The sequence below is a fragment of the Azorhizobium oxalatiphilum genome (genome assembly GCF_014635325.1).
GTDB lineage: Bacteria > Pseudomonadota > Alphaproteobacteria > Rhizobiales > Xanthobacteraceae > Azorhizobium > Azorhizobium oxalatiphilum.
On record NZ_BMCT01000008.1, the window covers coordinates 206457 to 224189 of the forward strand.

At 67.9% G+C, this 17733-nt stretch carries 17 protein-coding genes and 1 other RNA gene; 11 read left to right on the plus strand and 7 right to left on the minus strand.

Features of this window, described 5'->3' with window-relative positions; all coding sequences use genetic code 11:
• Window positions 1–63 precede the first annotated feature (63 nt).
• From thiE to IEW24_RS22820, 3 genes are all read left to right on the plus strand, one after another.
• Window positions 64–705 carry a thiamine phosphate synthase gene (thiE, locus tag IEW24_RS22810; protein ID WP_188583015.1) on the plus strand — a complete coding sequence of 214 codons (642 nt, stop codon included), beginning with the start codon at window positions 64–66 and terminating at the stop codon, window positions 703–705.
• Window positions 706–795: 90 nt separating this feature from the next.
• Complete coding sequence (gene aceB / locus IEW24_RS22815; protein WP_188583017.1) at window positions 796–2394, plus strand: malate synthase A; 1599 nt, start codon at window positions 796–798, stop codon at window positions 2392–2394.
• Window positions 2395–2635: 241 nt separating this feature from the next.
• Window positions 2636–3418 (plus strand): DUF2076 domain-containing protein, encoded by a 783-nt coding sequence (locus IEW24_RS22820; protein ID WP_188583019.1) that lies wholly within the window; start codon window positions 2636–2638, stop codon window positions 3416–3418.
• Between the two features lie 72 nt (window positions 3419–3490).
• On the opposite strand, the gene pdeM is transcribed toward IEW24_RS22820, so the two are convergent.
• Window positions 3491–4192 carry a ligase-associated DNA damage response endonuclease PdeM gene (gene pdeM / locus IEW24_RS22825; RefSeq protein ID WP_188583021.1) on the minus strand — a complete coding sequence of 234 codons (702 nt, stop codon included), beginning with the start codon at window positions 4190–4192 and terminating at the stop codon, window positions 3491–3493.
• A 78-nt stretch (window positions 4193–4270) separates the two neighbouring features.
• Window positions 4271–5374, minus strand: a complete 1104-nt coding sequence (locus IEW24_RS22830; RefSeq protein ID WP_188583023.1) for an NADH:flavin oxidoreductase/NADH oxidase — start codon at window positions 5372–5374, stop codon at window positions 4271–4273.
• Window positions 5375–5557: 183 nt separating this feature from the next.
• On the opposite strand from IEW24_RS22830, the gene IEW24_RS22835 reads away from it, so the two are divergent.
• Together IEW24_RS22835 and IEW24_RS22840 are read left to right on the plus strand one after the other, a co-directional pair.
• A complete protein-coding gene (locus IEW24_RS22835; RefSeq protein ID WP_188583025.1) occupies window positions 5558–5989 on the plus strand; it encodes a VOC family protein in 432 nt (143 codons plus the stop codon).
• A 31-nt stretch (window positions 5990–6020) separates the two neighbouring features.
• Window positions 6021–6479, plus strand: coding sequence for a VOC family protein (locus IEW24_RS22840; protein WP_188583026.1), 459 nt, complete (start codon window positions 6021–6023; stop codon window positions 6477–6479).
• Between the two features lie 161 nt (window positions 6480–6640).
• Here IEW24_RS22840 and IEW24_RS22845 read toward each other — a convergent pair whose 3' ends face one another.
• From IEW24_RS22845 to IEW24_RS22865, 5 genes are all read right to left on the minus strand, one after another.
• On the minus strand, window positions 6641–7423 hold the full coding sequence (locus tag IEW24_RS22845) for an alpha/beta hydrolase (RefSeq protein ID WP_188583028.1): 783 nt from the start codon (window positions 7421–7423) through the stop codon (window positions 6641–6643).
• Between the two features lie 171 nt (window positions 7424–7594).
• Window positions 7595–7971, minus strand: an RNA gene (gene rnpB / locus IEW24_RS22850) — RNase P RNA component class A.
• Between the two features lie 53 nt (window positions 7972–8024).
• Window positions 8025–8390, minus strand: coding sequence for a hypothetical protein (locus tag IEW24_RS22855; protein WP_188583030.1), 366 nt, complete (start codon window positions 8388–8390; stop codon window positions 8025–8027).
• A gap of 114 nt (window positions 8391–8504) precedes the next feature.
• Window positions 8505–9347: an N-acetylmuramoyl-L-alanine amidase gene (locus IEW24_RS22860; protein WP_188583297.1), complete on the minus strand. Its 843-nt coding sequence runs from the start codon at window positions 9345–9347 to the stop codon at window positions 8505–8507.
• Between the two features lie 35 nt (window positions 9348–9382).
• Window positions 9383–10090, minus strand: a complete 708-nt coding sequence (locus IEW24_RS22865; RefSeq protein WP_308469034.1) for a molecular chaperone DjiA — start codon at window positions 10088–10090, stop codon at window positions 9383–9385.
• A gap of 595 nt (window positions 10091–10685) precedes the next feature.
• Between IEW24_RS22865 and IEW24_RS22870 the strand changes: the two genes are divergently transcribed.
• The 6 genes from IEW24_RS22870 to IEW24_RS22895 all read left to right on the plus strand — a co-directional run bounded on the left by IEW24_RS22870 (window position 10686) and on the right by IEW24_RS22895 (window position 17732).
• Window positions 10686–11162 (plus strand): division/cell wall cluster transcriptional repressor MraZ, encoded by a 477-nt coding sequence (locus IEW24_RS22870; protein ID WP_188583032.1) that lies wholly within the window; start codon window positions 10686–10688, stop codon window positions 11160–11162.
• The gene (gene rsmH, locus IEW24_RS22875) at window positions 11159–12196 is read left to right on the plus strand and encodes a 16S rRNA (cytosine(1402)-N(4))-methyltransferase RsmH (protein ID WP_188583034.1); all 1038 of its coding nucleotides are present in this window, start codon (window positions 11159–11161) and stop codon (window positions 12194–12196) included. The genes IEW24_RS22870 and rsmH overlap by 4 nt, the downstream gene beginning before the upstream one ends.
• A 3-nt stretch (window positions 12197–12199) precedes the next feature.
• Window positions 12200–12844: a cell division protein FtsL gene (gene ftsL, locus IEW24_RS22880; RefSeq protein WP_188583036.1), complete on the plus strand. Its 645-nt coding sequence runs from the start codon at window positions 12200–12202 to the stop codon at window positions 12842–12844.
• Between the two features lie 203 nt (window positions 12845–13047).
• A complete protein-coding gene (locus IEW24_RS22885; protein WP_188583301.1) occupies window positions 13048–14796 on the plus strand; it encodes a peptidoglycan D,D-transpeptidase FtsI family protein in 1749 nt (582 codons plus the stop codon).
• A gap of 67 nt (window positions 14797–14863) precedes the next feature.
• Window positions 14864–16333 (plus strand): UDP-N-acetylmuramoyl-L-alanyl-D-glutamate--2,6-diaminopimelate ligase, encoded by a 1470-nt coding sequence (locus IEW24_RS22890; protein ID WP_188583038.1) that lies wholly within the window; start codon window positions 14864–14866, stop codon window positions 16331–16333.
• Window positions 16302–17732, plus strand: coding sequence for a UDP-N-acetylmuramoylalanyl-D-glutamyl-2,6-diaminopimelate--D-alanyl-D-alanine ligase (locus tag IEW24_RS22895; RefSeq protein WP_188583040.1), 1431 nt, complete (start codon window positions 16302–16304; stop codon window positions 17730–17732). Before IEW24_RS22890 ends, IEW24_RS22895 begins: the two co-directional genes overlap by 32 nt.
• The last annotated feature ends 1 nt before the right edge of the window (window position 17733 follow it).

Genomic DNA, 17733 nt, shown 5'->3' on the forward strand with positions numbered 1-17733 from the left:
AAGCTGCGAGCCTCTATCTGCGCGTTGGCCGTTGCGGCCCGCGCCTTCAAGGCAGGATGGTTCATGTCCCACCCGTTCGACCTTACCCTCTATCTCGTCACCGATCCCCGCCAGACGGCGGCGCGCGGGCTTTCCGAGACCGTGGAGCAGGCGGTGGCAGGCGGCGCAACCATCGTCCAGCTGCGCGATCCCGACGCCAAGGGCCGGGCGCTGGCCGAGCAGGCGCGGGCGCTGCTGACGCTGCTGAAGCCGCACAACATTCCGCTCATCATCAACGACCGTGTGGATGTGGCCGCCGCCGTGGGCGCGCAGGGCGTGCATCTGGGGCAGGACGATCTCGCCCCCGCCGTTGCCCGCGCCATTCTGGGCCGCGAGGCCATCGTCGGCCTCTCCATCGGCTCGGTGGAAGAACTGGCGGCCTCCGATCTCGGCCCGGTGGACTATGTGGGCTGCGGCCCCGTGAACGCCACCGGCACCAAGGGCGATGCAGGCGGGGCCATCGGCGTCGCCGGCCTCAACGATTTGCGCGCGCGCATCCAGCTGCCCATGGTCGCCATCGGCGGTCTCAAGGGCGAGGATGTGCAAGGCGTGATGGAGGCGGGTGCCGATGGCATTGCCGTCGTCTCGGCGCTGTGCGCCGCCCCTGATGTGGCCGCCGCTGCCCGCGCCCTGAAAGCGTCCGTTCTTGAATTCCGTCGCCCCTGAATCCGTTGTCCGTGCGTTCCGCCGCTGAGCGGCACCCGCGTTTCGTGCTTTTGCGTATCTGAAGACAATCAACCACAGGAGACCGACATCATGTCGACCCCCGCCCTCCCGACCGGCGTTGCCATCACCGGCCCGATGAACCCGCGCTATGAGGAAATCCTCACCTCTGACGCGCTGGCCTTCATCGCCGAGCTGCACCGCACCTTCAACGCCACCCGCAAGGAACTGCTGGCCAGGCGCACCGCCCGTCAGGCCCGCTTCGATGCCGGCGAACTGCCCGATTTCCTGCCCGAGACCAAGAGCGTGCGCGATGCCGAATGGAGCATCGCCCCGCTGCCGGCCGATCTGCAGGACCGCCGCGTGGAGATCACCGGCCCGGTGGACCGCAAGATGATCGTCAACGCGCTGAACTCCGGCGCCAAGGTGTTCATGGCGGACTTCGAGGACGCCTCCGGCCCGCAGTGGCCGAACATGATCGACGGCCAGCTGAACCTGAAGGATCGCTGGGCCAACAAGATCGACTTCCACGACAATTCCAACGGCAAGGACTACAAGCTCGGCGCCAATCCCGCCGTGCTGATCATCCGCCCGCGCGGCTGGCACCTGCCGGAAGCCCATGTGACCGTGGACGGCGAGGAAGTGTCCGGCTCGCTGTTCGACTTCGGCCTCTATGCCTTCCACAATGCCAAGGCGGCGCTGGCGCAGGGCTCCGGCGCCTATTTCTATCTGCCGAAGACCGAGAGCCATCTGGAAGCGCGTCTGTGGAACGACGTCTTCACGCTGGCGGAAGCCCGCCTCGGCATCCCGGCCAAGGCCATCAAGGCGACGGTGCTCATCGAGACCCTGCCGGCGGTGTTCGAGATGGACGAGATCCTCTACGAGCTGCGCGACCATGTGGCCGGCCTCAACATCGGTCGCTGGGACTACATCTTCTCCTTCATCAAGCGCCTGGGTAAGAACGCCCGCTTCCTCACGCCCGACCGTGCCCGCATGGTCATGAGCGAGGCGTTCCTGAAGGCCTATGGCGCGCTGCTGGTGAAGACGTGCCACCGCCGCAAGGCCTTCGCCATGGGCGGCATGGCCGCGCAGATCCCGGTGAAGAACAACCCCGCCGCCAATGACGCCGCCTTCGCCAAGGTGCGCGCCGACAAGGAGCGCGAGGCCGGTGACGGCTGCGACGGCACCTGGGTGGCCCATCCCGACCTCGTGCCGGTGGCCATGGAGGTGTTCAACCGCCTGATGCCCACCCCGAACCAGCTCCAGAAGCTGCGGCAGGACGTGAACGTCGGCCGCGACGATCTGCTGGTGGTCCATCAGGGCGAGCGCACCGAGGGCGGCCTGCGCGAGAACATCCGCGTCGGCGTGCAGTATATCGAGGCGTGGCTGCGTGGCCGTGGCGCGGTGCCGCTGTACAACCTCATGGAGGATGCGGCCACCGCCGAGATCAGCCGCGCGCAGATCTGGCAGTGGATCCACCTCGGCGCCAAGCTGGAGGACGGCCGCACGGTGACGGGCGAGCTGTTCCAGTCTCTGCTCGACGACGAGATGGCCAAGCTGCGCGAAGTGCTGACCCCCGCCGTGTACGACAAGGGCCGCTTCCCGGAGGCGATCAAGCTGTTCGCCGACATGACGCTGGCCAAGGACTTCGAGGAATTCCTGACGCTTCCGGCCTACAAGCTGGTGGCCTGAGCGCCGGATCGGGCCAGATTGTTTCAATCTGGCCCGTGAATCCGCCGCTCAAACTTCGATAGACGCTTCCTATGCGGGGGCGGCCTCACCGCTCCCGCATAAGGAACGCATAAAGCGGGTTACAAAAAATTCATGCGCCGCCGCCCTTCCGGCGGCGCTTTTGCGTGCGCATATGCCGGTCGCACCGGGCGTGAATTCCCTAACGGAATGTCATGCCCCATTTCTTTGACCGGAGACGATCATGACCCCCGAAGAACGCGCCCTCCTTGATGGCCTGTTCGACCGCATGCGCGGCGTGGAAAACCAGCCGCGCGACGCCGAAGCCGAGGCCCTGATCGCCCGCCGTACGGCGGACGCCCCCCACGCCGCCTACACCCTCTCCCAGACCGTCCTCGTGCAGGAGCATGCGCTCCAGCAGGCGGCGGCCCGCATCCAGGAACTGGAGGCGCAGGCGCGCAACGCGCAGCAGGCGCAACCCCAGTCTTCGGGCAGCTTCCTCGGCGGCCTGTTCGGCGGTGGCAGCGCCCCGCGCGGCACCTCCGTGCCCACCTCCGGCGCGCGCAGCGAGGCGCCGATGGGCCTGCCGCAGGGCTACAATTCCGCGCAGCAGGGTGGTTTCGGCCAGCAGCCGGGCTATCCGCAGCAGCCGGCCGGTGGTCCCTGGGGCCAGCAGCCGCAGCAGTTCCAGCAGCGCCCCGGCATGTTCGGCGGCGGCGGTGGTGGCGGCGGCTTCCTGCAGGGCGCGCTCGCGACCGCTGCGGGCGTGGCCGGTGGCGCACTCCTGTTCCAGGGCATTCAGGGCCTGATGTCGCACGGCACCGGCCCCATCGCCGATCAGGCGTCGGCCGCCGTGGGTGATCTGGGCGCGCAGGCGCAGAACGCCCTTGGCGGCGCGCCGGATCAGATGGCGAGCAACGACATCTCGGGCTGGCAGAATGACAATGGCGACCAGCAGACCGCCAGCTATGACGATGGCGGCGATGACGGTGGAGATTTCGGCGGCGACGATTCCAGCTGGGGCTGATCCAGCCCCTTCCATCGCCTGACGCTTCGGCCCTCTCCCGCTCCGGGAGAGGGCTTTTTTGTGTGCGGGTGTTCAGTCGCCGAGGCAGGCGGTGCTGGCGATGCGGTAGGTCCGATCCGCGCCCAGCATGTGCGCCTCGAAGCCGCCCGCGAACAGGCCGGCCACCGCGCCATGGCGCACGTTGAGCCCGCCCGCATAGGCGCCGAGCGCCGGCAGTACGAGGCGATGCCCGTCGGTGGCGAAGCAGCGGCGGCGGATGGAGCGCCCGCGCACCACGAGGCGCGCAACCGGATGCAGATGGCCGGCGATTTCGCCGGGTTCGTGCGTCTCGCCGGGCTCGTGCCGCAGCACCAGCGGGCCGATGCGCAGCTCCCGCGCCCAGTCGCCTTGCAGATCGGCGTGCGGCTCGGGATCGTGATTGCCGGCGATCCAGATGAAGTTGCGCCCCGCCTGAAGCGCGCTCAGGCGCGAACGTGCATCGGGGGAAAGGCGTTCGGCGCCCCAGCGATCGTGAAAGCTGTCGCCCAGCGCGACGATGGTGCGCGGCTGGTGAGCGGCAACAAGGGCCTCCAGCCGCGCGAGCGTCTCGGTGGTGTCGTAGGGCGGCAGCATCTGGCCGCGCCGGGCGAAGGCCGAGCCCTTCTCCAGATGCAGGTCCGCCACCACCAGCAGGCCCTCGTCGGGCCACACCAGCGCGCCGCGCGGATCAAGCCGGATCGCGCAGCCATGGAGGGCCACGAACGGATCGGGAACAGAATCGGTGCGCGCGAGCATGTCCCTTGATGGCAAAAGCCCCGCCAACGAGCAAGCGCGGGCGGGGCCTTGGCACTCAGGCGTTAAGTGAGAGGCGTGTCAGCGGAAGAGCTGGCGCAGGCCGGAGGGCTGGCAACGCAGATATTGCGGGGCCGCCGTCATGGTGGCGCCCAGCTCCGCCGCCGCATGCCACGGCCAGCGCGGATCGTAGAGGATGCCACGGGCAATGCCGATGGCGTCCGCCTTGCCGGTCTGGAGAATGTCTTCCGCCGCCTTCGGATCGGTGATGAGGCCGACTGCGATGGTGGTCATGCCGGTGGCGGCCTTGACCGCCTCGGCGTGCGGCACCTGATAGCCGGGGCCGACAGGGATCTTCTGCAACGGCGAGAGGCCGCCGGTGGAGACATGCATGGCATCGCAGCCCCGCGCCTTGAGTGCCTGCGAGAAGGCGATGGTGCCCTCCACATCCCAGCCGCCATCCACCCAGTCGGTGGCGGACACGCGCATGATCACCGGGATATGCGCCGGCAGGGCCTCGCGCACGGCGTCATACACCTCCAGCGGGAAGCGCATGCGGTTCTCCAGCGAGCCGCCATACTGGTCGGTGCGGGCGTTGGAGAGGGGCGAGAGGAACTGATGCAGCAGATAGCCGTGGGCGCCGTGGAGCTCCACCGCATCGAAGCCGATGCGGGCGGCGCGGCGGGCGGCGTCCGCAAAGGCGGTGCGCACGCGGGCGAGGCCGGCGTCATCGAGCGCGATGGGCGCCACGTCCTCGTTGCGGAAGGGCAGGGCGGACGGGGCATAGGGCACCCAGCCGCCGTCGGCTTCGGCCACCTGATGGTTGCCTTCCCACGGCCGGGCCGTGGAGGCCTTGCGGCCCGCATGGCCGAGCTGAATGCCGTATTTCACATGGCCGCCGGCCGGCAGCTGGGCGCGCACGCGGGCGAGGGTGTCGGCGAGGGTCTTCTCCGTGGCATCGTCCCAGAGGCCGAGATCGGCGGGGGAGATGCGCCCTTCCGGCTCGACGCCGGTGGCCTCGACGATGACGAGGCCGGCGCCGGAGAGGCCGAGCGTGCCGAGATGCATCAGGTGCCAGTCGGTGGCATGGCCGTCCTTGGCCGAGTACTGGCACATGGGGGCGATGACGATGCGGTTCTCAAGCGTGAGCGCGCCGAGCTTCAGCGGATCGAACAACAGGGGCATGGGCTTATCCGGATTCGGAAACAGGAAGGTAGGCTCACTATAGATCCGCTTTCGCAGTGCGGTAGTGCGGAACGCATCACGGATGTGCGCATGACGCAGCGGCGGGAATGATATTTTCTGGGCGGGGATGTCGGGACGGGGCGACCAGCCGCGTCCTAGGAAAGCCAACAGCGGAGGACGTCCATGTCGAAGCTCATCTTCATCAACCTGCCCGTGTCCGATCTCGCCCGCGCCATTGCCTTCTACGAGGCGGTGGGGGCGAAGAAGAATCCGCAGTTCAGCGACGATACGGCCGCCTGCATGGTGGTGTCCGACATCATCCATGTGATGGTGCTGACCCATCCCAAGTTCAAAGGCTTCACGCCGCGCGAGATCGCCGATGCGCACAAGGTCAGCGAGGTGCTGATCTGCATCTCCGCAGGCAGCCGCGCCGAGGTGGACGAGACCATCGCCAATGCGGTGAAGGGCGGCGGCACGGCGGACCCCGGTCCGCTTCAGGAATACGGTGGCTTCATGTATGGCCGCAGTTTTTCGGATCCGGACGGCCACATCTGGGAAGTGATGTGGATGGACCCTGCCATGGCCAGCGGCGCGCCTGCCGAGGCCGGCGCCTGATCCCCATTGATCACGTCCGGAGGAAACCGAAATGGCGAAGATCTCTCCGTGCCTCTGGTTCAAGGGTGAGGCGGAGGAGGCGGCACGATTCTATGTCTCGCTGCTGCCGGACTCGCGTATCGACCATATCCAGAGAAACCACGTGGACACGCCCGGCGGTCCCGCGGGAAGTGTGATGGTGGTCACTTTCACGCTCGCGGGTCAGCCCTTCATGGCTATGAACGGTTGCACGACACCGGAATATACGGCCGCCGTGTCCTTCAAGGTGGATTGCGCCGACCAAGCCGAGATTGATCGCCTCTGGGCTGCACTCGGGGAGGGCGGCACGGAGCAGCAGTGCGGTTGGATAACGGACCGTTACGGCGTGCCGTGGCAGATCGTGCCCGAAATCCTGCCCCGCCTGCTCTCCGATGCGCAGCGCGCGCCACGGGTCATGTCGGCCCTGATGGGCATGGTGAAGCTGGACATGGCGGCGCTGGAGGCCGCTTAGGCCTCATCCGGCTTTGATTGCACCGGCAGCCGAAGCAGACTGTGACTTATCAAGCTTTTGTCGGACAATTCGGTCGAGGCACCGCCCTTGCTTCGGCTGGACAGGCGCCCGGTTGCCACCGCAACGGCGACCGGGCGCTGGTTCATCCGGCCCGCGGCCGGCTATTTGTCCAGGCTCGCCGTCCTGGTCAGCCAACCGGCGAAATCCTTCAGTTCCTGATCGCTGACGGTGTGGCCCATGCCCGGGTAGGCATGGAAGGTCAGGATCACCCGGTGGCTGTCGAGAACCGCCTTGGCCTTTTCCGCATAAGAGAAGGCGACGATCCGGTCCGCCTCGCCATGGCCGATGAAGAAGGGCGTCTGGGTCAGGCGCTTGGAGGGCACGATGCGCTTCTGCTGCGTGTCCAGCAGCGCCCCGCCGAAGGACGCCCCACCGATGAAGCGCTGGGGCTCCATCATCACCAGCTCATAGGCCATGACGCCGCCCTGGCTGAAGCCGGCGACGATCACTTCCTGCGGGGATGTCTTACAGGCTTTGACGATGGTCTCGATGGTGGTGAGCACCGCCTTGCGGCTGGCCAGAAGCTGGGCGTCGTCGGCGGTGAAGCCATCGGCCGTCTGCCGGTTCACATACCAGCGATAGCCACCGTCCGGGGTGGTGAGCGGCGCGCGCAGCGAGACCACGAGGAAGCGGCCCGGCACCGCGTCCGCAATGCCGATCATGTCCTTTTCGTCTGCCGCATAGCCATGCAGCAGTACGAGCATGGGCGGCCTGTCACCGGGCGTGCGCGGTTGCCGCAGCTCATAGGCGAGGGGTGCCGCGCGGGTGGCGGCGGCCGACTGGGGACACGCGGCGGGCTGCGCCGCGGCCTGGGCGGAAGCCGGGAGCGGGGCGAGGGCCAGCGCGAGAGAGAGACTGGCGGCCGACAGCAGGGCACGGATCACGGATCGCCTCCGGGAAGGTGGTGTCAGAGTGCTTGATAGAGAATGTCTTTCGGCTTCGATTGCGAAGCAGGCAAAGCCGGACATGCTCAGGCGTCCCTGGCATCGCCATGTGACGGGAATGGGTCCGCGCGGGCATATGCACGGCCGAAACTGGGGAGGGATAAGGGGAGAGGTACCAGCCGGCCTATAAGCCGGGTTCTGTACGGCGGGATCGCTCCCGCGTGGCGGCCATTCCTCTAGGACGCCGATTGCTCGGCGCCTCTGGCAGTCAACCCGGACGGCGTTCCGAAGACCGGAGTGAGCGGCTTGCGCCGCCCGTGCCATCCCTATTCGACCTTGCTCCCGGTGGGGTTTGCCGTGCCGCTTCCGTTGCCGGTCGCGCGGTGGGCTCTTACCCCACCGTTTCACCCTTACCCATGCGCGCATGGGCGGTCTGATTTCTGTGGCACTTTCCCTGGGGTCGCCCCCGCCGGACGTTATCCGGCACCGTGTCTCCGTGGAGCCCGGACTTTCCTCGATGCGAACATCGCGGCCGCCCGGCCGGCTGGTGGCCTCCCAATGGGGGTTTCAGGGCCGGGCGTCAAGCTCCGCGGCAAGCGGTTCAGAGGCAAGTGGTTGGATAATAAGTCAAGTTTTTGCAATCTTTGGTGTTTTTCTTTCCAAAGACGTGACAGGCGTAGCTGCCGTTGAAGACCGTCACATGGGTGTCGCTGCTGGCGCAGGGCGGCTCCATCCCGCCGGGATGGGGGCCATCGATCCATCTGCAGGTCCCGCTGGCATAGGCATCACGCAATTTTTGGTCGGCCGAATTCGCGACACGGCTGGGCCAGGGCTTCTTGACCGTGACGCCATAGGGATTGGTGCATCCCGCCGCCGCCGGTGCGGCGCTCAGTGTCAGTACGGCCAAAGCCACAGCAGCGAAGCTGGCGTTGCGGTGGCGGAAAGGAGAAAGGTTGAGTGCCGTCATGGAAGTCCCCACGTTGGCCTGTCGCAGGCTGCGGCAGGCGATGACGGGGCGATGCTATGAAGGGGGCACCGCACGGGCTGTAACCAAAGTCACGGCTGCCCGCCGGTCCTTCTCTCAGCCGTGCGTGCAGCCGCCGTGCGGATGGTCGTGATCATGGTCATGATCATGATCATGATCATGATCGTGGGGATGATCATGCTCCGCCCCGTCCTCCGGCCGCGCGCCGATGAGGTTGCGCAGGGTGAGGATGGTGGAGCCGTCCGCGACCCCGTCCACCTGCGAGCGGCGGAAATGGCGCTGGAAGGCCGTGACCACGTCGTGGGTGGCCTCGTCATAGACGCCCGTCACCGGCAGGCCGTAGCCATAGAGCGCCAGCATGGCCTGCAGGGCCGCCACGGGCTGGCCGCTGTCGCCCATCATGAAGAAGCGCCCACCGCCCTTGGGGGCCTCGTGGACATGATGGCCGACGCCCGCATGGTGCAGGAACTCCCAGGGGAATTTCTCCCCCGGATCCTGCTTGCGGCCGGGAGCGACGTCCGAATGGGCGAGCACGCGGTCGGCGCGGATGTGATGGCGGGTAACGATGTCCCGGCAGAGTGCCGCCACCGAGCGCAACTGGCGCTCGGGAAAATCGGGATAGCCGGCATCGTGGCCGGGATTGACGATCTCGATGCCGATGGAGCGGGAATTGGTGTCGTCGCGCCCCTCCCAGCTGGAGACGCCCGCATGCCAGGCGCGTCGGGCCTCGGGCACCATCTGCACGATACTGCCGTCCTCGAGCACCACATAATGGCAGGAGACTTCGGCCACCGGGTTGCGCAGCAGGGCGATGGCGGCCTCGGCGCTGGTCATGCCGGTATAGTGCAGCACCAGCATGTCGATGGCGGATTTGCGCTCGCCATGGTTGGGCGAGGGGGCGAGGGCGCTGACGAGATCGCTGTCGGGCGTGAAGGGCAGGGGGGCGTTGTCCTGCCTGTTGTCGGGCTCGAAACTCACCGTGTCTCCCGGAGCTGCTGGATGCGGGCGTAGGCCGCATTTACCGCAGCCACCCGGTCGTTGGCGAGCCTGATCGCCGCCGGGGGCAGGCCGCGGGCCTGCAGGCGGTCGGGATGATGCTCGCTCACCAGCTGGCGCCAGCGCAGCTTGATCTGGGCATCGGTGGCATCGTTGGGCAGGTCCAGCACCGCATAGGGATCGCCGGGCCGGCGCACGTGGCGGGCCTCGATGCGCTCATAGGCGGCGTCGTCGAAACCCATGAGGCCGGCGACCTTGTGCATGAAGATGAGTTCGCTGGGGTGCAGCGCATGGTCCGCCTTGGCCACGTGGAACAGGGCGTCGAGCAGGTCCTCGCGCGTGTCCGGCTCGTCGGCGAACAGATCGCCGATCTGGCGGGCATAGGCTTCGAAGCCTGCGGTATCTCGGCTGGCAAGATCAAACACGCGAGCCACTCCTGCGAGTTCCTCGGGAGGAATATCCAAGACTTCCCGGAACGCAGCCACTTCCACCGGGACCACCACGCCATCGGCTTTCGCCATCTTGGCGCAGAGGGCGATCAGCGCGATGGAGAAAGCTGCCGGGCGCGGGGCGGGGGCGAGCAGGCGTTGCAGGGCATGGGCGGCGAGTCCGCCGAGCAATGCACCGAGCGGGCCTCCGAGCACAAAGCCCATGCCGGCCCCACCAATCATCCCCACCAGCGCCACGAGCTCTCCTTCACGCCGACGCAAACCGCATGAGAAGCACCGCGTCACCGAATGACAATACGCACCATTACGCAGAAAGGATGTCCGGCCGGCGTTCGGATCATGCCGAAACCCTGCCATGGCAAGGGTCGATCACCGGAAATCCCGGAGCCGCGCCGCACTGCCACACCCCCCGGAGCCGGATCCTGCCGGATGGTAACGCCATCCCTCCGGAACCTGCTCCCGACCGCTCCCGAACCGGGCGCTGGCCACGGTCAAGTTAAGTCCCCATTAGGGTTAATGCCGGGTTAAGCTTGCGTGAGCGTCGGTCCTCGCCTCCCCGCCATCCACATTTCGTCCCTCCGGCTGCCCGGTGTCCGCCGGTGTCGCGCACCCGCGCCGTTTTGCCGGGCGCGACAGCCTGTGCGTGGCGGTCTGTCCCGCCCGAATCCATTGACGCCCATGCCAGCCCATGTTAACCCAAATCCACCCAATCAATGGTGCCGCAAGGCGCCGACGCGTCCCGCAGCCGGTCCGGCCGCGTGAGGTGGCGGCCCGTCAGCCGGTCTCCGCAGATTGGGGTGTTCCGTTTAGCGCTGGGGGTTCCACGGGCGTCATGGACCGCTTCGTGTCCACCTACACGATGCGCCTGGACGCCAAGGGCCGGGTTTCCATTCCCGCGCCTTATCGCACCGTCCTGACCAAGGATGGGGCGGACCTCCTGCATTGCCATCCCAGCCTCGCCGAGCAACCGGCGCTGGATGCGGGCGGCAGTGCCCTGATGGCCGAGATCGAGGCCCTGATTTCCCGCTATCCGCCCTATTCGGAAGCGCGGGAGGACTTCGCGGCGGCGCTCTACGGCACGACCGAGATGTTGCGGATCGACCCGGAAGGCCGGGTGGTCCTGACCGAAAGCCTGAAGACCCACGCCGAAATCGCCGATCAGGTGACGTTCGTGGGCCTCGGGCACAAGTTCCGGATCTGGGAACCGGAGCGCTTCCGCGCCCATCTCGCAGAGGCCCGCGAGAAGGTGCGCGCTTTGAGGCGCTCGCTGGGATCCGGACAGGAGAACGAGGGGAGTATCAAGGGATGACGACGGGTCGCGGGGTCGGACCCACCGACGCCGCTGGCGGACCGACCCGTCATTTTCCGGTGATGCTCCCCGAAGTTCTCGCGCACCTCGCGCCGAAGGATGCCGCACTTTACGTGGACGGCACCTTCGGCGCGGGAGGTTATACCGGCGCCATTCTCAACGCCGCCGACTGCCGCGTCATCGCCTTCGATCGCGACCCCACCGCCATCACCGGCGGCGCGGAGCTGGTCGCCGCATCGGGCGGGCGCCTCACCCTCGTGCAGGATCGTTTCTCCGAACTCGGCAACGTGGTCGAGCAGATGGGCCTTGCCCCGCTCGATGGCGTGGTGCTGGACATCGGCGTCTCCTCCATGCAGCTCGATCAGGCCGAGCGCGGCTTCTCCTTCCGCCGCGACGGGCCGCTCGACATGCGCATGGCCGATACCGGCCCCTCCGCCGCCGACCTCGTGGCGGACCTGGAGGAGACGGAACTCGCCCACATCATCTGGACGCTGGGCGAGGAGCGATTCTCCCGCCAGATCGCCCGCGCTATAGTTACCGCGCGGACCGAGAACCCCATCACGCGCACGCTCCAGCTGGCCGACATCGTCGCGAAAGTGGTGTGGGCGAAGCCCGGTGAAGTGCATCCCGCGACCCGCACCTTCCAGGCGTTGCGCATAGCGGTGAATGAGGAATTGAAAGAGCTTGTGGGGGCTCTGGCCGCCGCCGAGCGGGTGCTGAAACCCGGCGGGCGGCTCGTGGTCGTGACGTTCCACTCGCTTGAGGACAGGATCGTTAAGAATTTTCTGTCACACCGAAGCAAGGCACCATCCGCCTCGCGTCACATGCCGCAAGCGGAGGGGCCGGCCCCCTCCTTCCGGCTCGTGGCCAAGGGAATGGTGGAGGCCAGCTCCGACGAAGTGGCAGGCAATCCGCGCTCAAGGTCCGCGAAGCTTCGCGCGGCCGAACGCACGGACGCCCCGGCGCATCCGGACGGTGATCTGGCGGGCCTGCTGCCCGCCGACCTGTCGCAACGCCGAGGGCGGAGACGCTGATACATGTTCCGCATCGCCAACCTGGTGATGGTTCTGGCGCTGCTCGCAACGGCCGCAGTGGTTTATCAGGTGAAGTACGCGTCCACGGCGGAGGCGGAACGCCTTGCCCATCTGCGTGCCGCAATCCGCAGCGAGCGTGACCAGATTGCCGTGATGCGCGCCGAATGGGCGCGCCGGACCGCCCCGCTCTATGTGCAGGGGTTGGTGCAGCGCCATCTCGATTTGCAGCCGCTCGATCTCGACCACATGTCCAGCCTCGACGACCTGCCCGCCAAGCCCGCCGCCGGCGGCGACGGCATCGGCGGCATGATCGAGGCGCTGGTGGATGCGCCCCTCACCACCTCCTCCACCGGCGGCAGCGCCGGTGCCGCCAAGCCCGCCACGCCGTCCGAGCGTGCCACGTCGGGCTCTTCGGCCCCGCCTGCGGCATCCGCGCTGCGTCCCGCCGGCACGCCGGTGAAGCCGCCCGCGCCCCGGGCCGTGCCCAGCGTGTCGCGCACCGCCCCGCCGGTGGCGGCGGTGGCCCCGCGCGATCTGCCGCCCCCGCAGCAGCTGGCGCCGCAGCCCCAGCAGCCGGCGGCCCCCGCCAATCCCTTCGCCGCACTGGGCGCGCTCCTGCCGCCCGGCCTGCTCGGCGGCCAGCGTTGACGAGGCCAGTACCCATGACCCCCTCGTTCACTGTTCCCGCTCCGGTCGCCAAGGTTGGCCGCTTCCTCGGCCGCATGAGCGCCGCCGCCGGCCTGTTCGTGCTGAACCTGCTGTGCCGCATCGTGCGCGGCATCGGCATGGTGCTCTATGGCATCGGCCGCTGGATCGTGATGCGCATCTACCGGCTGTGCCGCTGGTTCGTGATGAAGGCGGTCGGCCTCGTCGTCTTCACCTACCGGGCCTCCATCTTCCTGTTCCGTGGCCTGCTGGGCCTTGATCGGGTGGATCAGGAGACAGTGGCGCGCGCGCGGCTCAAGCTCATCATCCTCGCCTTCTCGCTGGTGTTCGTGGCCATCGGCGGCCGTCTCGCCATCCTTGCGCTGACCTCCGATCCCAACGGCGGGCGCGGCGGCGGCACCGATGCGGTGGCCTCCGCCCGTCCCGACATCGTGGACCGCAACGGCGACGTCGTCGCCATCGACGTGCGCTCGCCCTCGCTGTTCGCCGAGCCCAAGCGCCTTATCGATCCCGACGAGACGCTGGAAGGCCTGCTGAAGGTTCTGCCCGATCTCGACGTGAACGAGGTCCGCGCCCGTCTCAATTCCGGCAAGGGCTTCGCCTGGCTGAAGCGCGAGATCACGCCGGCCCAGCAGCGCGCCATCTACCGCCTCGGCTTTCCGGGCATCGGCTTCGTGCGTGAGAACCGCCGCATCTATCCCGACGGCCCCACCTTCTCCCACGCCATCGGCAATGTGAACGTGGACAATCAGGGCATCGCCGGCCTTGAGAAGTACATCGACAATCGCGGCCTTGCGGACCTGCATCTGGCGGGCCTCGCCACCGATCGTCAGCAGGAGCCGGTGCAACTGGCCATGGACTCCCGCGTGCAGCACGCGGTGCGCGACGAACTGCTGAAGGCCCGCGAGAAGTTCAAGGCCATCGCGGCCATGGGTCTTGTCGTCAACGTGCGGACCGGCGAGATCGTCTCCATGGTCTCGTTGCCGGATTTCGATCCCAACATGTCCAACGATCCGCGCGACAATGCGCATCTGAACCGCCTCACCACCGGCGTGTTCGAGATGGGCTCCACCTTCAAGTCGCTGTCCTTCGCCATGGCGCTGGACTCGGGCAAGATCAACCTCTCCAGCACCTTCGATGCGCGCGGCGCCCTCTCCTTCGGCCGCTTCGCCATCCATGACTTCCACGCCGAGAACCGCGTGCTGACCGTGCCGGAGATCTTCCTCGTCTCGTCCAACGTGGGCACCGCCAAGATGGTGCTGTCGCTGGGCGTGGAGGCGCACAAGGCGTTCCTGAAGAAGATGGGCCAGATGGACCGGCTGCGCACCGAGCTGCCGGAAAGCGCCGAACCCATCGTGCCGCGCCGCTGGGGCGAGGTGAATTCGGCCACCATCGCCTTCGGCCACGGCATCGCGGTGGCTCCGCTGCAGGCGGTGATGGCGGTGAATTCCATGGTGAACGGCGGCTATCTCATTCCGCCCACCTTCATGAAGCGCTCCGAGGCGGAAGCCATGCAGGTGGCGACCCGCGTGCTGAAGCCGGAAACCTCCGACAAGATGCGCTACCTGCTGCGCCTCAACGTGGAGAAGGGCTCCGGCAAGAAGGCGGACATCCCCGGCTATTCGGTGGGCGCCAAGACCGGCACCGCCGAGAAGGTGGTCAACGGCCGCTATTCCAAGAACAAGCTGCTCACCTCGTTCACCGCGGTCTTCCCCATGGATAAGCCGGAATTCCTGGTTCTGGTGATGCTGGACGAGCCGCAGGCGACCTCGGAAACCTATGGCTACGCCACCTCCGGCTGGAACGCGGCACCCACCGCCGGCAAGATCGTGGAGCGCATCGCGCCCATGCTGAACGTGGCGCCGCGCCAGAATGCGCCGATGGCGGAACAGATCCTGCGCGACATGCAGCAGAAGGTGGCGGAACGCCGCTGACCGCATCCCGTCCGTCCGGTGGCGGAGGGGATGTCCGGTCCACAGGAAGGGCAGCACGGGACACGTCATGGCCGATTTCGCCGCACTGATCGCCGGTCATGCCCGTCTGGAGCGGGGCGAAGCGCCTGCGGGCGCCCTCACCGGCATCACCAGCGACAGCCGCAAGGTGAAGCCGGGCATGCTGTTCGTCGCCGTGCCGGGCGTGAAGGTCGATGGCGCGCGCTTCGTGCCGGATGCGGTGGCCAAGGGCGCCGCCGCCGTGCTCATGGAGCCCACCGGCACGCCGCCGGATGTGGACGTGCCCCTCGTCTTCTCGCTGGATGTGCGGCGCTCACTGGCGCTGATGGCGGCGCGCTCCCATGCCCGCCAGCCGGGGCAGGTGGTGGCCGTCACCGGCACCGCGGGCAAGACGTCCGTTGCCGAATTCCTGCGCCAGATCTGGACCCATCTGGGCTTCAAGGCAGCCTATCTCGGCACCCTCGGCCTCATCGCGCCGGGCGAGACCACCTATGGCGGCCTCACCTCGCCCGATCCCGTGGACCTGCACGCCATGCTGGATCACCTCGCGGGCACGGGCATCACCCATATGGCGCTGGAGGCCTCATCGCACGGCCTCGACCAGCGGCGGCTCGACGGGGTGAAACTGACGGCCGGCGGCTTCACCAATCTCGGCCGCGATCATCTCGATTACCACCCGACGGTGGCGGACTATTACCACGCCAAGCTGCGCCTCTTCACCGAGCTGATGCCGCCGTACGCCACCGCCATCGCCGCGCTGGATGCGCCCTATGGTGCGACGACGCTCGCTTATGCCCGCACGCGCGGCCTGCCCACTTTCGCCATCGGCGCCGCCGGTGATCTGAAGGTGACGGAGGTTCTGGCGGAAGGTACCTCCCAGCGCATCCGCTTCGCCGACCGGCCCGACCTCGTGATCCCGCTGGTGGGCCGCTTTCAGGCCGACAATGCGCTCCTCGCCGCCAGCCTCGTGGCGGCGGGCGGGGTGCCGCTGGACGATGCGCTGGCGGCGCTCGCGCATCTGAAGGGCGTGCCGGGGCGGCTGGAGAAGGTTGGCACCGATCCCACCCGTCCGGTGTTCGTGGACTATGCCCACAAGCCCGAAGCACTGGAGACGGTGCTCGACACGCTGCGCGCCGCCACCCCTGGCCGGCTCATGGTGGTGTTTGGCTGCGGCGGCGACCGCGACCGGGGCAAGCGCCCGCTGATGGGCGATATCGCCGCGCGCAAGGCGGATGTGGTGATCGTCACCGACGACAATCCCCGCAGCGAAGACCCGGCCGCCATTCGCGCCGAAATCCTGGCCGCTGCCCCCGGCGCGCGGGAAATCGGCGCCCGCGATGAAGCAATAAATACCGCCGTCGCCATGATGGGCGCTGGGGATGTTCTCGTTGTTGCCGGCAAAGGCCACGAAACGGGCCAAATCATAGGCGACCGGACATATCCGTTCTCGGACACTGCGGCCGTTCTCGCCGCCTTGGGGGAGCCGCATGACGACACGCGCACTGTTCACGCCGGCTGAGGTCCTCGCCGCGACGGGCGGCGTTGCGCGCGGCACGCCGGCCGACGCCTCCGGCATTTCCATCGACACCCGCACGCTGGCGCCCGGTGACGCCTTCTTCGCCATCACCGGCGAGAACAGCGACGGTCACGCTTATGTGGAGCGCGCCTTCGCCTCCGACGCCGCCTTCGCCTTGGTGGCGGCCGACCGTGCCGACAGCCTGCCCGAGGGCCCCATGGTGGTGGTGCCCGACGTGCTCGCCGCCATGACCGATCTCGGCAAGGCCGCCCGCGCGCGGTCCAAGGCCGGCATCGTCGCGGTGACGGGCTCGGTGGGCAAGACCACCACCAAGGAAGCCCTGCGCGTGGCGCTGTCCGCCGAAGGGCCGACCCATGCCTCGGCGGCCTCCTACAACAATCACTGGGGCGTGCCGCTTTCGCTCGCCCGCATGCCCCGCGATGCCCGCTTCGGCGTGTTCGAGATCGGCATGAACCATCCCGGCGAGATCACCCCGCTGGTGCGCCTCGTGCGCCCGCAGGTGGCGATCATCACCACGGTGGAAGCGGCCCATATGGAGGCTTTCTCCTCAATCGAGGAGATCGCCGACGCCAAGGCCGAGATCTTCGACGGGCTGGAGCCGGGCGGCGCGGCGGTGCTGAACCGCGACAATCCCTTGTTCGACCGCCTTGTGGCGAGCGCGAAGGCCAAGGGCGTGGAGCGCATCGTCTCCTTCGGCGCCGATGCCTTGAGCGACGTGCGCCTCACCGACGTGGCGCTGCATCCGCGCTGCTCCATCGCCGTGGTGGATGTCATGGGCACGCCCGTGACCTTCAAGATCGGCATGCCCGGTCGCCACATCGTGCAGAACGCCCTCGCGGTTCTGGCCGCCGTGCGCCTGATCGGCGCGGATCTGGCGCTGGCCGCCGTGTCGCTGGCCCAGATGCGCCCGCCGCCGGGCCGGGGTGTGCCGCTGGAGCTGGCGCTGGCGGGCGGCACCGCCACGCTGCTGGACGAAAGCTACAACGCCAATCCCGCCTCCATGCGCGCCGCCATCGACGTGCTGAGCCGCGCCCCCGTGGGGCCGCGTGGCCGCCGCATCGCGGTTCTGGGCGACATGCTGGAGCTGGGCCCCGAGGGGGCTGCCCTGCATCGCGGCCTCGCCGAGGCGCTGGATGAGGCGAAGATCGACAGCGTGTTCTGCTCAGGTCCGCTCATGCATGCGCTGTGGGAGGCATTGCCTTCCTCGCGCCGGGGCGGCTATGCGGTCCACGCCGCCCATCTCGAATCGATGATCGCCGCTGCCATCCGGGCCGGCGACACGCTGATGGTGAAGGGTTCGAACGGCAGCCGCATGGGGCCGCTGGTGAAGGCACTTGCCGAGCGCTTCCGGGTCTCCGGCGACGCGCTGCTCGAAGGATAAA

Coding starts and splice junctions, on each gene's coding strand:
- thiE (WP_188583015.1), top strand. CDS start 64: ATGTCCCACCCGTTCGACCTTACCCTCTATCTCGTCACCGATCCCCGC.
- aceB (WP_188583017.1), top strand. CDS start 796: ATGTCGACCCCCGCCCTCCCGACCGGCGTTGCCATCACCGGCCCGATG.
- IEW24_RS22820 (WP_188583019.1), top strand. CDS start 2,636: ATGACCCCCGAAGAACGCGCCCTCCTTGATGGCCTGTTCGACCGCATG.
- pdeM (WP_188583021.1), bottom strand. CDS start 4,192: ATGCTCGCGCGCACCGATTCTGTTCCCGATCCGTTCGTGGCCCTCCAT.
- IEW24_RS22830 (WP_188583023.1), bottom strand. CDS start 5,374: ATGCCCCTGTTGTTCGATCCGCTGAAGCTCGGCGCGCTCACGCTTGAG.
- IEW24_RS22835 (WP_188583025.1), top strand. CDS start 5,558: ATGTCGAAGCTCATCTTCATCAACCTGCCCGTGTCCGATCTCGCCCGC.
- IEW24_RS22840 (WP_188583026.1), top strand. CDS start 6,021: ATGGCGAAGATCTCTCCGTGCCTCTGGTTCAAGGGTGAGGCGGAGGAG.
- IEW24_RS22855 (WP_188583030.1), bottom strand. CDS start 8,390: ATGACGGCACTCAACCTTTCTCCTTTCCGCCACCGCAACGCCAGCTTC.
- IEW24_RS22870 (WP_188583032.1), top strand. CDS start 10,686: ATGGACCGCTTCGTGTCCACCTACACGATGCGCCTGGACGCCAAGGGC.
- rsmH (WP_188583034.1), top strand. CDS start 11,159: ATGACGACGGGTCGCGGGGTCGGACCCACCGACGCCGCTGGCGGACCG.
- ftsL (WP_188583036.1), top strand. CDS start 12,200: ATGTTCCGCATCGCCAACCTGGTGATGGTTCTGGCGCTGCTCGCAACG.
- IEW24_RS22885 (WP_188583301.1), top strand. CDS start 13,048: ATGAAGGCGGTCGGCCTCGTCGTCTTCACCTACCGGGCCTCCATCTTC.
- IEW24_RS22890 (WP_188583038.1), top strand. CDS start 14,864: ATGGCCGATTTCGCCGCACTGATCGCCGGTCATGCCCGTCTGGAGCGG.
- IEW24_RS22895 (WP_188583040.1), top strand. CDS start 16,302: ATGACGACACGCGCACTGTTCACGCCGGCTGAGGTCCTCGCCGCGACG.